Origin of the sequence: Ephemeroptericola cinctiostellae, from assembly GCF_003339525.1 — a bacterium.
In the GTDB taxonomy this organism is placed as follows: Bacteria; Pseudomonadota; Gammaproteobacteria; order Burkholderiales; family Burkholderiaceae; genus Hydromonas; species Hydromonas cinctiostellae.
Genome location: NZ_CP031124.1, coordinates 918,651 through 933,914 on the forward strand (window position 1 = coordinate 918,651; position 15,264 = coordinate 933,914).

The following is a 15,264-nucleotide window of genomic DNA, read 5'->3' on the forward strand; positions in this document are numbered from 1 at the left end:
TGAAAAATACGTTAAAATAGTATCATTACGAACAACTGAGAGCTTCGCTTATGAATGCCTTTTTGAACTTTTTATCCAACGGTATACTTGATTGGTCTTTTGGGCAAATGGTCGTGTACACGTTGATTGTGACGCACATCACCATTGCGTCCGTGACCATTTATTTGCATCGCCATTCAGCGCATCGCGCCTTGGACTTGCATCCCATTCCTGCGCATTTTTTCCGCTTTTGGCTGTGGTTGACTTCAGGTCAACACACCAAAGAATGGACGTCCATTCATCGCAAACACCATGCCAAATGTGAAACGGAAGAGGATCCGCACAGCCCCGTCACGAAGGGCTTGAGTACTGTGTTGTGGCAAGGTGCAGATTTGTATCGCATCGAAGCCAAAAACAAAGAAACCTTGCAAAAGTATGGTGCAGGTACGCCAGATGATTGGATGGAGCGCCATGTTTATACGCCATTGACGTTCTATGGCATCATCCTCATGTTGCTCATCGACTTTGTGTTGTTTGGTTTTGCAGGGATCACCATTTGGGCCATTCAAATGGCTTGGATTCCTTTCTTTGCGGCAGGTGTCATCAATGGCATTGGTCACTGGTGGGGTTATCGTAATTTTGACAGCCCAGACACATCGACCAATATTTCACCGTGGGGCATGTTGATTGGTGGTGAAGAGTTACACAACAACCACCACACGTATGCCACTTCAGCAAAGTTTTCCACCAAGTGGTATGAGTTTGATTTGGGCTGGTGTTACATTCGCGTACTGAGTGCGCTTGGTTTGGCTAAGGTGAAAAAAACCATACCCAAAGCGGTCTTTGTCAGCAATGTACCCGTTGATGAGCATACCTTGGAGTCCATCATCAAAAACCGCTACGAAGTGATGGCGAGCTATGCGCAGTCTTTGAGTCAAAGCGTTAAGGCAGAGATCGAGGCTTTGCGCATCACCAATGAAAGTGCTGCCCAACGTTTGTCAGCCATTCGTAAGTCATTGTTGCGGGATACGGACCACATTTCAGGCGATGTCGTGGCTCGAGTGGAGCAAAACATTGTGGTCAGTCCAACGGTGCAAAAATTGTATGAAATGCGCAACGAGTTGGCCCTGTTGTGGCGTCGTTCAAGTTTGACCCGTGATGAATTATTGGCGCATCTGCATGATTGGTGCGAGCGCGCAGAGCAAAGTGGGATTGAGACATTGCAGTGTTTTTCTTTGCAATTGCGCACTTACCGCTAAAAAAATATCCATCTCAGCCATCTCGCTTATGATAGGGATGGCATTGAAAAAGGCTTGCCATTTGCGCAAGCCTTTTTTTGTATAAAAAGTACCCAAATCCTTTACAATGTCGCATTGTGGATTTTTAATGATTTTATAAAGCGGTGATATGAGCAGTTCAAAAATTTTATTTGGTTTTCATGCGGTGCAAGCGCGATTGCGTGTGGCCTCGACATCGGTGCGCGAAGTGTATGTCGAAAATGCCCGCGGCGATAAGCGCATGCAGCATTTCATTGGCAGTTTGGCGCGCTTGAACATTGAGCCGCGCTTGGTGGACAAACACCGCCTTGATGGCATTGTGGGTCACAGCCGCCACCAAGGCGTAGCGGCTTTGGTCGGTGACATTCGTTTGGCGAGCAGTGTGGATGAAGTGTTGGAAAACCTCATCGTCCCGCCGTTGTTGTTGGTGCTTGATGGCGTCACTGATCCGCATAACCTTGGTGCCTGTTTGCGGGTCGCCGATGCGGCAGGTGTGCATGCCGTGATTGCCCCAAAAGATAAGGCGGTCGGTATCAATCCAACCGTGGCCAAAGTGGCATCGGGTGCTGCCGATCATGTGCCTTACATCATGGTCACCAATTTGGCACGCACCTTGCGTGAAATCAAAGAGTATGACATTTGGGTGGTGGGCACGGATGAAGAGGGAACCAGTTCTTTGCATGAGGCCAAGGTGGGGGGGGCGATTGCTTGGGTCATGGGTGCCGAGGGTGAAGGCATGCGGCGTTTGACACGCGAAACCTGCGATGAATTGGTGCGCATTCCGATGGCGGGTTCGGTGGCCAGTTTGAATGTGTCGGTGGCGGCGGGTGTGTGTTTATTTGAGTCTGTGCGTCAACGTGGTGCGCTGTAAAGCATTGTATGCTCGCTGAATGGTCAACTTGGTAATGTTGGGCTAAGTTCAGATCAAATTGAAGGCCGTTTGATAATCATGGCGGGATGTTTTTATATTTAAGAGACATGAAGGAAATAAAATGAGATTGGATCCCTTAAGCGAGAGTCGTGATGTTGAGGATCGCCGCGACGGCAGTGGCAGCAGTGACAGTGGTGGTTTGTTGGGTGGGTTGCTGGGGGGCGGCGGGCGCTTGGGCATCGGCAGTATGATTTTGGCTGCTGTGGCGTATTTTGTGTTCGGCATCAGCCCATCAACAACGTTGTCGGGCTTGGATGCTGTGCAGTCTATGGCACCCAGCACATCATCGGCCAAAGTGGCGCCAGCAGGAACTTACACCAAAGACACTCAAGCGGTTTTTGCTTCAAAAATTTTGCAAAGCACCAAAGATGTGTGGAGTGCTGAGTTCGCCGCAGCTGGTGGTCAATACCAAGCCCCTGTGATGGTCTTGTATGACGGTGCAACGCGGACCGCGTGTGGCACGGGTCAAGCCGCTGCAGGACCATTTTATTGTCCAGGTGATCAGAAAATTTATTTGGATCTGTCTTTTTTCAACCAAATGAGCCGACAAATGGGTGCGGCTGGTGATTTCGCGCAAGCGTATGTGATTGCCCATGAAGTCGGCCATCACGTGCAGAATCAAATGGGTATTGAAGAAAAAGTCAGTGCACGTCGTGCGCGCGTGTCTGAGGCCGATGGTAATGCTTTGTCGGTGCGTGTTGAGTTGCAAGCCGATTGCTTTGCTGGTGTGTGGGCGGTCAAAGCCAATGCGAAAAATAAAATCCTTGAAACGGGGGATCTCGAAGAGGGCTTGAACGCTGCGCACCAAATTGGTGATGACTATTTACAAAAACAAGCGCAAGGTTATGCTGTGCCCGACAGCTTTACACATGGCAGTTCGGCACAACGCATGCGCTGGTTTAAACAAGGTTTGCAAACAGGTGACTGGAAACAGTGCGACACATTCCGCGCCACCGCTTTATAATCTTTTCATAACCGCGTTTATGTATTGACGTGAACGCGGTTGCTTCATTGATGTGTTTCTAACATCAACCTTTGTTTTTTCACCGCCATTCTTGTTTTTTACTTCGTCGCCCTCAAATGAGAGCTATTGGCTGAACCATTGATCAGCCACCCAAATTCCAAAAAAAGTGCAGATTACTTTTTTTGTCTACCAAGGAGTGAAAAATGTCTGAAGAAATCATCAAAAAACCGCGCGCACCACGAGCGGTCAAAAAAAGCACTGCCCAGATGGAGGCCCTTACGACTGAAGTCGCAGTGAATCCACTTCTGCCTTTGTTGCCTTTGCGTGACGTTGTGGTCTTCCCACACATGGTCATTCCATTGTTTGTAGGGCGTGAGAAATCCATTCGTGCATTGGAAGCTGCGAGTGCGGCTGAGCAAGACGTGGTTTTGGTCGCGCAAAAGAACCCTGAAAAAGACAATCCAGAAGCCGCTGATTTGTACAACGTTGGCTGTGTCGCACGTATTTTGCAGATGTTGAAGCTGCCCGATGGCACGGTCAAAGTGCTGGTTGAGGGTGAGAAACGTGCCAACCTCAGCCATGTGGCTGAAAAAGACGGATACTTGGTGTGTCAGGCCGATGCCATGACGGACGTGGATGCCGATGCGGCTGAAGTTGAAGCTTTGCGGCGCACCGTGCTGACGCAGTTTGAAAACTATGTCAAATTGAACAAAAAAATCCCTGCTGAAATCCTCAACTCACTGGCGAGCATTGATGACGGTGCGCATTTGGCCGACACCATTGTCGCGCACTTGCCCATTAAATTGGAGCTTAAGCAGGATTTGCTTGAATTGCGCAGCGTGAAAACACGCCTCGAAGACGTGTTGCATCAAATGGAAGTTGAAATCGACATCCTGCAAGTTGAAAAACGCATCCGTGGTCGAGTCAAACGCCAAATGGAAAAAAGCCAACGCGAATATTATTTGAATGAACAAGTCAAAGCCATTCAAAAAGAGCTCGGTGAAGGTGAAGAAGGTGCGGACATTGAGGAGCTCGAGAAAAAAATCATCGCCGCTAACATGCCCAAAGAAGCGCGCGACAAGGCCGATGGTGAATTGAAGAAGCTTAAATTGATGTCACCGATGTCCGCAGAAGCGGGTGTGGTGCGTAATTACCTCGAAACCCTCGTCAGTTTGCCGTGGAAGAAGAAGACCAAAGCCAATCACAATTTGGCCAAGGCCGATGCCATGCTCAATGAGGACCATTACGGCCTTGAAAAAGTCAAAGAGCGTGTGCTGGAATACCTCGCCGTGCAACAGCGCGTTGAGAAAAACAAATCACCCATTTTGTGCCTCGTTGGCCCCCCAGGTGTGGGCAAAACCTCACTCGGTCAATCGATTGCCCGCGCCACCAATCGCAAGTTTGTGCGCATGGCTTTGGGTGGCGTGCGTGATGAATCCGAAATTCGTGGCCACCGCCGCACCTACATTGGTGCGATGATGGGGCGTGTGTTGCAAAGCTTAACCAAAGTGGGTGTGCGCAACCCGTTGTTTTTGCTCGATGAAATTGACAAAATGGGGCAAGATTTTCGTGGGGATCCCGCATCGGCGTTACTTGAGGTGTTGGATCCAGAACAAAATCACACGTTCTCAGATCATTACGTTGAAGTCGATTTTGATTTGTCTGACGTGATGTTTGTTGCGACCTCAAACTCGTACAATATCCCAGGTCCCTTGCTTGATCGCATGGAAATTATTCGTTTGTCGGGTTACACCGAAGATGAAAAATTATCGATTGCACAAAAATACCTGTTGCCCAAACAGTTGAAAAACAACGGCTTGAAAGCAGGTGAGTTGAACGTGACCGATGAGGCCTTGCGCGACATCATTCGCTATTACACCCGTGAAGCAGGGGTGCGCTCGCTTGAGCGTGACATTTCAAAACTCTGCCGCAAAGCCGTGAAAATGGTCTTGCTCAACAAAGATTTGAAAACAGTCACCATTGACAGCAGCAACATTGAAAATTACCTGGGTGTGAAACGTTTTAGCTTTGGCATTGCGGAAAAAGACAACCGTGTTGGTCAAGTCACAGGATTGGCATGGACGGAAGTGGGGGGCGAGTTGCTCACCATTGAGACGCAAGTCATGCCAGGCAAAGGCATCATGACACGTACGGGCTCACTTGGCGATGTGATGAAAGAGTCGGTCGAAGCCGCACGCACCGTCGTTCGCGCGCGCGCGAATGCCTTTGGGATCAGCAATGCCACTTTTGACAAAAAAGACATTCACGTCCACGTGCCTGAAGGGGCAACACCAAAAGATGGTCCATCGGCAGGCATTGCCATGACCACGGCGCTCGTGTCTGCATTGACAGGTAACCCAGTGAAAGCCAATGTCGCCATGACAGGTGAAATCACTTTACGTGGTGAAGTGTTGGCAATTGGTGGGTTGAAAGAGAAATTGCTCGCGGCTTTGCGCGGTGGCATCACCGTTGCGTTAATCCCTCATGAAAATGTCAAAGACTTGGCCGAAATTCCAGATAATGTCAAAAATGGCATTGAGATCATTCCAGTGAAATGGATTGAAGAGGTGCTGGCAAATGCTTTGGAAAAACCGATTGAGCCGATTGTCGAACCTGAAGTCGTGCCTGTGGTCGCGACGGCGGAGGTGCCGTTGAAGCCAGAAGGTAAGGCGCATTGAGCGATCAAAAAATAAAAAAATCCAGCAAACATGCTGGATTTTTTTATGTCCTATGGGCTTGAGCTGTTTTGGATTTTGGTGCGGAGCTGTGGAGGTTGGTTATAAAACTGAAAACTTTTTTGACGTTTTAAATTTGATTTTGTGTTTTTTATAGGGTTCAAGTTTTTGATTTTTTTTAAAATGACGTGCATGTGAGTGCATGTTGAAGGTAATGCCTTGGCTCACATTGGGGGTTTGTCTTTAAGTGTCACGTGTGGAGATGGGTATACAAGGGGAAGCGAGGGATTGCCACATTGCCTTAAAGACGTCCTTCAGAATATGAAGAAGATGGGGTATTTTAAAAAATGTCGCTTATTCGCATGGCGAGTTGATGGCTTGTTTTGTTGATCTGTTGCTAAAGTTGTGTTTGTCTGGTGATTTTTTCAGTTTAAGTGTTTTTTATCTGTATTGTAAAGGCACCTGTGCCGTGTTTTAATGGCACCAATTGTTTATTTGAGGATTGTATGCTTAATATTTTGATTTGTGTGTTGTGTAGTGTGGCAGTGTCGGTGTTTTTGAAAGTGGTGCGGAAACAGAATATTGCTGTGGATCAGGCGATTGTGGTGAATTATGTGGTGGCGACAGGATTGACCGTGTATTTCTTACACCCTGACATGAGTGATTTGAGTAAGTATGAGTCGAGCTGGCCTGTGTTTGTGGCCTTGGGTCTGTTGCTGCCGTCGGTGTTTTTGGTGATGGCGGCGGCGGTGCGTTCAGTCGGAATTGTGAAATCGGATGCGGCGCAACGGCTGTCGTTGTTCATTCCGATTGTGTCAGCGTACTTGATTTTTGGTGAGGTGTTGAACACTTCTCGCATGGTGGGGATTGGTTTGGCATGTGTTGCGCTGCTGTGTTTGTTGGTGAAGTCAGAAAAAGGTCGAGCAAGCGGCTCGTGGGGGGCGAATGCGTTGGTGTTGCTGGGTGTGTGGCTGGGTTACGGCACGATTGATGTGTTGTTCAAACAACTTGCGAAATCAGGCAATGCATTTGGTGGTAATTTGCTGATCGCTTTTGCACTGGCCGGCGTGTTGATGTTGGCGTATGTGTTGCTCAAGCGCACACGTTGGTCGAGGGCGAGTCTGTTGGGTGGTGTGCTGCTGGGGGTGTTGAATTTTGCAAATATTTTATTTTATGTCAAATCGCATCAGGCACTTAAAGACAATCCGACCTTGGTGTTTGCGGGGGTGAGTTTGGGTGTGATGGCTTTAGGGGCATTGGTGGGGGTGGTGGTGTTCCGAGAGCGTTTGTCTCGTTTGAACGTCGTGGGTGTGTTGATGGCAATGGCGTCGATTGTCTGTTTGTTTTATTGGCCTGTGTTGACGGGGCTTTTGCCTAAGTGAAATTCAGAGTGTGGGATCATGGGGTGAGGGATATTCATTAAGTTGTGGACATGTGGAGTGGGATTTTTTTCTAAATAAATGGATTTGATGGGGTGAGGTAAGTTGGGGTTTGTTTGCTATTTGTTTACAAGTCGTTGATTTTGCTTTGGTTTGTTGTTATGTTTTTTTTATTGTAAATGCTAAACTGGATTTTAAGAAGTCCACCCTGCACTTTTTACATGCTTCCTTGGAGTGAAAGCCCTTACCGCTGACCTTGAGTTCGCGATATAATACGTCCCATTATGACGACATCTGCCACAACTTCACCCCTTAAAGCCGCCAAAGTCGACTTACTCGCGCCCATCTCTCAGGACATGGCATCGCTTAACGAAACCATCCGTGCGAGTTTGCATTCGGATGTGCCTTTGGTAAATCAAATCTCTGAATATTTAATTGAAGCTGGGGGCAAGCGCTTGCGTCCTGCGATCCACTTGTTGCTGGCGCGTGCGCTTGGTTATCAGGGGGTGCAGCAGTTCACGCTGGCGGCGGTGATTGAATTCATTCACAGTGCAACCTTGCTGCACGATGATGTGGTCGATGAGTCGGACTTGCGTCGTGGACGAAAAACAGCCAATGCCATGTTTGGCAATGCGGCCAGCGTGCTGGTTGGCGATTTTCTGTATTCACGTGCCTTTCAGATGATGATTTCAGTCGGGCAAATGCGTGTGATGGAAATTTTAGCGGACACAACGAATGTGATTGCTGAGGGGGAGGTCTTGCAGCTGCTCAACATCAATGATTCAAATGTGACTGAGGCGCGTTATTTGCAAGTCATTCATTATAAAACAGCACGCTTATTTGAGGCATCAACGCAGTTGGCGGCGGTGTTGCATGGTTGCACACCTGAGCAAGAGGCGGCATGTGCGACGTATGGCCGTCATCTGGGGGCTGCATTTCAGTTGGCCGATGATATTTTGGATTATGCGGGTGACACGGCGACGTTGGGTAAAAATGTGGGTGATGATTTGCGCGAAGGCAAACCCACCTTGCCATTGATTTATGTGATGGCGAATGGCGACGAGGATGAGCAGGCGATTGCTCGCACGGCGATTGAAAATGGCGGTATTGACCAACATCACCCTGATTTTGAGCGGATTTTGAAAACCATCCAAGACAAAGGTGCTTTGAAATACACCCAAGAGTTGGCGGAAAATGAAGCGGCATTGGCGAAAGCTGCATTGGCTTTTTTACCTGAATCGCCTTATAAAGCAACATTGTTGGCGTTGGCAGATTACTCTGTGTCTCGAAACGTCTAAGGATAAGCCCCGTGGAAGATTTACCTTTATCGGCGCAGATTGGTATATTGATTGGTTTATTGGCGCTGTCTGGCTTTTTTGCCATGTCAGAAACCGCCATGATGGCATTGAATCGTTTTCGCCTGCGGCATTTGGTCAAGCAAGGCAATCGGGCTGCGATTCGTACACAAGGGCTGTTGAATCAAACCGAGCGTTTGCTCGGCGTATTGTCGATCGGTAACAATGTCATCAATACGGTGGCGGCGACCTTGTCCACTTCCATTGCAATTAATTCTTTTAAAAACAATGAATGGGCGGTGACGATTGCGGCGGGGATCATTTCATTTGCGATCATTGTATTCAGTGAGTTGACTCCAAAAGTGTTGGGTGCGTCTTTTCCTGAAAAAATTGCATTGCCGGCGAGTTTTATTTTAAAACCGCTGCTGACTTTGATCTATCCTGCGGTGTGGCTTTTGAATGTCTTTGTGTCTGGTTTGCTTGGCATTTTCCGCATCAAGACAAACAGTGGTGAGGAAGAAACCTTGAGTTCGGAGGAGTTAAGGGCTCTGGTCATTGATCAATCGCGTTTCATGCCCAAAAAACACAAAAGCATTTTGGTCAATCTGTTTGATTTAGAATCAATTGAAGTCAATGATTTGATGACCCCGCGCTCGCGGGTGGAAGCGTTGGACATCAATGATCCGATTGATAAAATTTTGCATCAGTTGGTCACCTGTTATCACAATAAGTTGCCCGTGTATGACGGCGAAATCAACAATATCCTCGGTATTTTTCACATTCGAAAGGCATTGCATCATCTCGAAGATGGTTCACTGACGCATGAAGAAATTCGCAGTAATTTAAGTAAGCCGTATTTTGTACCCAGTGAAACCGCTATTTTTGAGCAATTGCAGCATTTTCAAGAAGACCAACAACGCCTCGGCATCGTCGTTGATGAGTACAGTGAAGTGCTTGGTTTGTTGACAATGGAGGACATCATCGAGGAAATGGTGGGTGAATTCACGTCGGCGGCGCCCAACGCACGCTCTCATACCGCATGGGATCAAAACGGTCAGACCGTACTGGATGCTTCTATGCCTTTGCGCCAAGTCAATCGCCGTTTACAGCTCAGTTTCCCGCTGGATGGCCCGAAAACACTGAATGGTTTAATTTTAGAAGAGTTGCAAGACATTCCAGATGCTCAGGTCAGCTTGCGTGTTGCGGGTTGCACAATGGAGGTCTTGCAAGTGGATGAGCATGGCGTGCGGTCAGTGCGTTTGTTTAAACCGAAAGTTTAATCTGCTGTTTCGAGTCGCCTGTTGCGATGTCAATCGCCTTAACCCATAAAAATTCTAAGGAGTTGTTATGAAAAACCAGTCGTGGTCGACATTGGCGAGCCTGCTGGTGCAGCGTGGACGCTTGTCTTTCGATGTGGCGGCGGTGATTGCTAAAACAGAACCATCCAGTTCATTGGTTTGGATTGATGCTTTTTTAGAGAGCAATGATGCGGGCTTCACCCCATCTAGTTTTGCCCAGTGGATGTCAGATGCTGCAGGATTGGTTCGTTTGAGTTCGCGCGAGTGGCAATCGTTCATGACCCACCGACCCACGCAACCACCCCGTTTACCTTATGCACCGCAAGGTTTGGTGTGGTTGGGGGGCGAGCCTGCACGGGTGGGGATTGTTGACGCCAGCGATTCGGCGGTGTTGCAACGATTGCGATTCCTAATCAACATGCCCTTTGAGTGGCGCGTGTTGTCGATGGATGAATATTACCAGTCGCAAAAAAAAGACAGCGCATCCACTGTTCAGCGGTTCAGTGCTCAGGTGGCGCCCGCCGTCTCGACTTTGGCGTTGGATGCCAATTTCAATGCCAATCCCATCGACAGCAATGATGCGCCTGTGGTGCGTTATATTCAAGACTTACTGGTGCAGATGGTACGTGAACGCGCATCTGATTTGCACTTTGAGCCTTTTTCAAACCATTTCCGAATTCGTGCGCGCATCGATGGCGTGCTACATGATGTGGCACAGTTGGATGCACAATTGAAAGAGCAGATGTCTGTGCGACTCAAGGTCATGGCGCAACTGGACATTGCTGAAAAACGCTTACCTCAAGATGGGCGTATTAAATTATCATTGACCCCTTCAGAGACCGTGGATTGCCGAATCAGTACGTTGCCCACTTTATTTGGTGAGAAAATTGTGGTGCGTTTTTTAAACGGACAAACAACGGCTTTGAGTTTGGCTGCTTTGGGTTATGAGCCGCATCAGCTGGCGATATTGGAGGAGGCGTTGACCCGCCCATATGGTTTGATTCTGATGACGGGGCCGACTGGCAGCGGTAAAACAGTGTCTTTGTATGGTTGTTTGCAGAAGTTGAATACCGATGAGGTGAATATTTCGACGGTGGAAGATCCTGTTGAAATCTTTATGACGGGCATTAATCAAGTGTCCATCAATGAAAAAGCAGGCATTGATTTTGCAACCGCATTGCGTGCATTTCTGCGACAAGACCCCGATATTTTGATGGTGGGCGAGATTCGCGATTTGGATACAGCAGACATTGCACTCAAAGCGGCTCAGACAGGGCATTTGGTTTTTTCAACATTACACACCAATGACGCGCCGCTGGCACTGACCCGTTTGGCACAAATGGGCGTGACCCCATATAATATTGCGGCATCGGTCAGCATCATCACCGCCCAACGTTTGGTGCGTCAGCTGTGTGATTGCAAAGTGCCTCTTCGATTGGATGAAGCTTTGTTGATGAGTGCGGGTTTCACGGCGGATGAGGCAAAACAAAAGGACTGGCAGGCATTCGCACCGAAAGGCTGTAATCGTTGCCATCACACTGGTTTTTTTGGGCGCATTGGCGTATTTCAAGTCATGCCTGTGTCCACCGACATGCAAAATTTAATTGCACGAAATTGCAGCGCGCAAGAGTTGCGTGATCAAGCGCGGGCAGAGGGCGTGCTTAACTTGCGTGAGGCTGGCTTGCTGAAGGTGAAAGCGGGTTTGTGTGCGCTGAATGAAATCATGGTGGCGACGATATGACCTTGTTTGACTCGGTTTGTGGTCAAAAACACGACATCATGCTGCGAATAATGTCAAAAATTCGTTAATGAAATTGCTTGCCTTTCACCACATGAATCGTTTTTTTGAAGAAATGGGTCGATCATTCAAAATTTTGCTCATGGGTTTACATGGGTTTTTCTGAACTTTTAACACTCACAAAATGGTTTTTACTTTGTGACCAACGTATGAAATAAAACATGCTCGATACAATCAATGCACCCGTTAACCGTTATGCTTGGCACGGGCAGAACCGTGCGGGGCAAGTGTTGTCTGGGATTTTGTACGGTGAAGATAAAAACAGTGTGCGAGAGCAGTTGGAGCAGCGAGGCATCATTGCCAAGAGTGTTTCCAGCCGGCGTGAGCCATGGCGTCGACCTGTTGCACAGCGGGATGTCACCAAATTTCTGCAAGAAATGGGCACCTTGTATGATGCTGGCGTGCCTTTACTGCGGGTGTTGGATGTGTTGTTATACAGCCAAAAAAATCTGCATTTTCGTGGCGTGATTCAAACCATGCGTTTGGACATTGAGCGTGGCGAATCGCTGCATCGTGCTCTGCGCCACCATCCTCGGGTGTTCGATGAGTTGACCTGTAACTTGATCGAAAGTGGTGAAACGGCAGGGCGGTTGACGGAGGTGTTGAAAAACATTGTGTACACGCAGGAGCGCCGTCAGCAATTGGCGAGTCAAATCAAAACGGCTTTGTCATACCCTGTTTTTGTCATCCTTGTTGCTTCTTTGGTGTGGATATTGGTCTTGGGTTGGGTGGTGCCTGTATTTGAGGGGGTTTATCGAAGCAGTGGCAAACCTTTGCCGTGGCTGACCCAGATGTTGATTGATGGCTCGCGCGCGATGCGGGTCAGTGGTTTGTGGGTGTTGTTGGCTGGCGTATTAGGGGTGATGTTTTTGGCGCGCTGGGAAAATGTCCGTTGGCGCTATTTCATTGATAACTTAAAGTTGAAAATGCCTGTTTTTGGTGGCTTGCTGAGCACCGCATGGCATGCGCAATTTGCCCGAACCTTGGGTTTGCTGTATCAATCAGGGGTGCCTTTGCACCAATCACTTGGCATTGCAGCACGCTCAGTATCGCATCGTCCAATGCGTGATGCGATCAATGAGTGCACGCAACATGTGTTAAATGGTCACAGTTTATCTTTGTCTATGGCGCAGTACGCGTTGTTTGAAAGCAGTTTGGTGCAGCGCATTCAGATTGGTGAGGAATCCGGTATGTTGACGGAAATGTTGGCGCAACATGCGAGTCACAATGAGTTTTTGGTGGAGCAAACCATTAAACGTTTGTCTGCATTGGTCGAGCCGATGCTGATTGTCTTGATTGGCTTGATGGTCGGCGTGATGGTTGTGGCGCTGTATTGGCCTATTTTAAATTTAGGTACGGTGCTGCGATGATGCTGTTTGTTTGGATGCTTGTGTTTGTGTTGGCTGCGGTGTTCGGTAGCTTTGCAAATGTACTGGTGTATCGTTTACCTCTGATGGTGTTGAGTGAAGAGGCCAGTGATGAACGGGGATTGATGTTTAATTTGGCCTGCCCAGCATCACATTGCCCTGCATGCGAGACACCTTTGCGTTGGTGGCATAACATCCCTTTGGTGAGTTACATTGTGCTGAGTGGGCGATGTGGCTTCTGCGGTGCACCGATTCCACGGCGATACTTTTGGATTGAGTTGGGTTCGGTGATCATTGGGTTGTATTGTTATGGACAGTTTGGCTGGTCTGTCCATGCCTTGATGTGGTTTGTGTTTTTGTACCTTTTATGGGTGATGAGCTGGATCGATGTGGCGCATTTTCTGTTGCCAGATGTTTTGACTTTATTGCTATTGTGGCTGGCTCTGGTGTGGAAGGCTTTGGTGATGCCAGAGCAGCTGGTTGATGCCGTTTTGGGTGCTGCTTTGGGTTATGTGCTTTTGCGGGTGGTGTATGAGGTGCATCATTATTTTACGGGTCGCCAAGGAATGGGCATGGGGGATATGAAGTTGATGTCAGCCATTGGTGCATGGTTGGGTTTGCTTCAGGTGCCCAATGTGTTGTTGGCCTCCTGTGCCGCTGCTTTGCTTTATGCGGCGTATGTTCGACTGCGTTTTCAAACGGTTGTGATTCCTTTTGGCCCTTTTTTAGCTTTTGGTGGGGTGCTTGTGTTGTGCGCCCGTCAGTACTTTAACTTGGGTTAAGCCATGTTTCCCTTGATTTTAAACAATCACTTACGGCCTATCGTACGACCCAATCGTTTGCCCAGCGGTCTAAATGTTGGTTTGACGGGCGGTATAGGGAGCGGCAAATCAATGGTGGCTCGACTTTTGGTTGAGCAAGGAGCAGCCCTGATCGACTTGGATGCGATTGCGCATGAATTGACTGCTGCGAATGGGAAAGCCATGCCAAGTATAGAGCGTGCGTTTGGTGCTCAGGTTGTGGCAGAAGATGGGGCTTTGAATCGCAGTGTGATGCGTGATCTTATTTTTAATGACTCACATCATAAAGCACGGCTTGAAGCCATCATTCACCCCTTGATTCTTTCGACGGCAATTGAGCTGGCGCATTTGAAAGCCAGAAACACCCCGCTGTGCGTGTTATACGACATTCCCCTGTTGGCAAGCAGTACAGAGTGGCTGCAATTGCTGGACTGGATCGTTGTTGTTGATTGTTCAGAAGAGGTCAGGGTGCAGCGCATTCGTGCCAGAGGTCCACATTTGACTGAGGAAATGGTGCATCGAATTATCTCTTCACAGGCCAGTACCGCTGAGATGAAAGCCGTTGCAAATGCAGTGTTGGATAACACAGAAAACGATGTGAAACACTTGCAACTCAAGGGACAAGTCAATATACTGACTGGATATATTAGACGTATTAACTCCTCTTGCATGAAATAAGTTGCCCATGACACCTGTAGCGCCCCAACGCTCCGCGCACACCTTGTTTGAGTTCCCTTTGAACGAGCGTTTTCGCACGTATTTGAGGCTCGAAGCTTTGTATCGTAGATGGCAGCACTTCTTGGCTCAAGACTCAGAGCAAGACCATCACAGTGCCATGTTGATTCTGTTTGAAATCCATGACTTTGCTTTTCGCTACGACATCAAAGGTGATTTGTTGCTTGATTTGAATCGCTATAAACAAGCTTTGAATCATTTGCGTCACTTGCCTGAATTGTCAGAACAAAAGCTGACTCAAACCTTGATGTACTTGTCTGATGCACAAAAGCAAGTGGAACAATCAGCGAAGTTTGGCAGTACCTTGCCTGACAATGATTGGTTGTTGAATGTAAAGACTCGCATTGTTGTGCCTGGCGGAATTTGCAGTTTTGATGTTGCTTTTTATTACCAGTGGCTGCAGCAGCCTGCTAATGTCCGATGCGTGGATTTAGAAGCGTGGTTGATGCCCTTGATGCCCATGTTTGAAGCATTGAAGTTTATCTTGTTGATTGTCCGTGATGCTCGAAAACATAAGTCATGCATCACACAAGACAAAACTTATCAACAACCCCTTAACGGTGTGCGGTTTGACATGTTGCAGGTTGAGCTTGCTGACACATCCCCTTACCTTCCAGACATTAGTGCAAACAAACATGTTGTTTGGCTGCGTTTCTCGTTGCCGAGTTTCCGCTCTCAACCTCAACACCTTCGTGTTGATCCAAGCCAGCCTGAAATTAATTTCGAGCTTAATTTGTGCGGAATGCATTAACTAATTAAATGGTTA

The 15,264-nt window shown here is 48.1% G+C and carries 12 protein-coding genes; all 12 read left to right on the forward strand.

Annotated elements, in window-relative coordinates; translation table 11 throughout:
* Positions 1-50 precede the first annotated feature (50 nt).
* The 12 genes from DTO96_RS04340 (at position 51) to zapD (ending at position 15,249) form a co-directional block, all read left to right on the forward strand.
* A complete protein-coding gene (locus DTO96_RS04340; protein WP_114562380.1) occupies positions 51-1,238 on the forward strand; it encodes a DesA family fatty acid desaturase in 1,188 nt (395 codons plus the stop codon).
* Between the two features lie 148 nt (positions 1,239-1,386).
* The gene (gene rlmB / locus DTO96_RS04345) at positions 1,387-2,127 is read left to right on the forward strand and encodes a 23S rRNA (guanosine(2251)-2'-O)-methyltransferase RlmB (protein ID WP_114562381.1); all 741 of its coding nucleotides are present in this window, start codon (positions 1,387-1,389) and stop codon (positions 2,125-2,127) included.
* Positions 2,128-2,248: 121 nt separating this feature from the next.
* A complete protein-coding gene (gene ypfJ / locus DTO96_RS04350) occupies positions 2,249-3,151 on the forward strand; it encodes a KPN_02809 family neutral zinc metallopeptidase (RefSeq protein WP_114562382.1) in 903 nt (300 codons plus the stop codon).
* Positions 3,152-3,417: 266 nt separating this feature from the next.
* Positions 3,418-5,829: an endopeptidase La gene (gene lon, locus DTO96_RS04355; RefSeq protein WP_114563918.1), complete on the forward strand. Its 2,412-nt coding sequence runs from the start codon at positions 3,418-3,420 to the stop codon at positions 5,827-5,829.
* A gap of 503 nt (positions 5,830-6,332) precedes the next feature.
* The gene (locus tag DTO96_RS04360) at positions 6,333-7,208 is read left to right on the forward strand and encodes an EamA/RhaT family transporter (RefSeq protein ID WP_114562383.1); all 876 of its coding nucleotides are present in this window, start codon (positions 6,333-6,335) and stop codon (positions 7,206-7,208) included.
* A gap of 281 nt (positions 7,209-7,489) precedes the next feature.
* Positions 7,490-8,503 (forward strand): octaprenyl diphosphate synthase, encoded by a 1,014-nt coding sequence (ispB, locus tag DTO96_RS04365; RefSeq protein WP_114562384.1) that lies wholly within the window; start codon positions 7,490-7,492, stop codon positions 8,501-8,503.
* An 11-nt stretch (positions 8,504-8,514) separates the two neighbouring features.
* The gene (locus tag DTO96_RS04370) at positions 8,515-9,780 is read left to right on the forward strand and encodes an HlyC/CorC family transporter (RefSeq protein WP_114562385.1); all 1,266 of its coding nucleotides are present in this window, start codon (positions 8,515-8,517) and stop codon (positions 9,778-9,780) included.
* 67 nt (positions 9,781-9,847) lie between these two features.
* Entirely contained in the window at positions 9,848-11,539 is a 1,692-nt protein-coding gene (locus tag DTO96_RS04375; protein ID WP_114562386.1) for a GspE/PulE family protein, read from the forward strand.
* Between the two features lie 218 nt (positions 11,540-11,757).
* Positions 11,758-12,966, forward strand: coding sequence for a type II secretion system F family protein (locus DTO96_RS04380; RefSeq protein ID WP_114562387.1), 1,209 nt, complete (start codon positions 11,758-11,760; stop codon positions 12,964-12,966).
* Positions 12,963-13,745 carry a prepilin peptidase gene (locus DTO96_RS04385; protein ID WP_114562388.1) on the forward strand — a complete coding sequence of 261 codons (783 nt, stop codon included), beginning with the start codon at positions 12,963-12,965 and terminating at the stop codon, positions 13,743-13,745. The genes DTO96_RS04380 and DTO96_RS04385 overlap by 4 nt, the downstream gene beginning before the upstream one ends.
* A 3-nt stretch (positions 13,746-13,748) precedes the next feature.
* The gene (gene coaE, locus DTO96_RS04390; RefSeq protein ID WP_114562389.1) at positions 13,749-14,441 is read left to right on the forward strand and encodes a dephospho-CoA kinase; all 693 of its coding nucleotides are present in this window, start codon (positions 13,749-13,751) and stop codon (positions 14,439-14,441) included.
* A 7-nt stretch (positions 14,442-14,448) separates the two neighbouring features.
* Complete coding sequence (gene zapD / locus DTO96_RS04395) at positions 14,449-15,249, forward strand: cell division protein ZapD (RefSeq protein WP_114562390.1); 801 nt, start codon at positions 14,449-14,451, stop codon at positions 15,247-15,249.
* Positions 15,250-15,264 lie beyond the last annotated feature (15 nt).

What these genes read in the sequence shown, in the direction of transcription:
- DTO96_RS04380 (WP_114562387.1), top strand. Translation starts at nt 11,758, where the DNA reads ATGCTCGATACAATCAATGCACCCGTTAACCGTTATGCTTGGCACGGG.
- DTO96_RS04385 (WP_114562388.1), top strand. Translation starts at nt 12,963, where the DNA reads ATGATGCTGTTTGTTTGGATGCTTGTGTTTGTGTTGGCTGCGGTGTTC.
- ispB (WP_114562384.1), top strand. Translation starts at nt 7,490, where the DNA reads ATGACGACATCTGCCACAACTTCACCCCTTAAAGCCGCCAAAGTCGAC.
- zapD (WP_114562390.1), top strand. Translation starts at nt 14,449, where the DNA reads ATGACACCTGTAGCGCCCCAACGCTCCGCGCACACCTTGTTTGAGTTC.
- DTO96_RS04375 (WP_114562386.1), top strand. Translation starts at nt 9,848, where the DNA reads ATGAAAAACCAGTCGTGGTCGACATTGGCGAGCCTGCTGGTGCAGCGT.
- DTO96_RS04360 (WP_114562383.1), top strand. Translation starts at nt 6,333, where the DNA reads ATGCTTAATATTTTGATTTGTGTGTTGTGTAGTGTGGCAGTGTCGGTG.
- coaE (WP_114562389.1), top strand. Translation starts at nt 13,749, where the DNA reads ATGTTTCCCTTGATTTTAAACAATCACTTACGGCCTATCGTACGACCC.
- DTO96_RS04340 (WP_114562380.1), top strand. Translation starts at nt 51, where the DNA reads ATGAATGCCTTTTTGAACTTTTTATCCAACGGTATACTTGATTGGTCT.
- lon (WP_114563918.1), top strand. Translation starts at nt 3,418, where the DNA reads ATGGAGGCCCTTACGACTGAAGTCGCAGTGAATCCACTTCTGCCTTTG.
- rlmB (WP_114562381.1), top strand. Translation starts at nt 1,387, where the DNA reads ATGAGCAGTTCAAAAATTTTATTTGGTTTTCATGCGGTGCAAGCGCGA.
- ypfJ (WP_114562382.1), top strand. Translation starts at nt 2,249, where the DNA reads ATGAGATTGGATCCCTTAAGCGAGAGTCGTGATGTTGAGGATCGCCGC.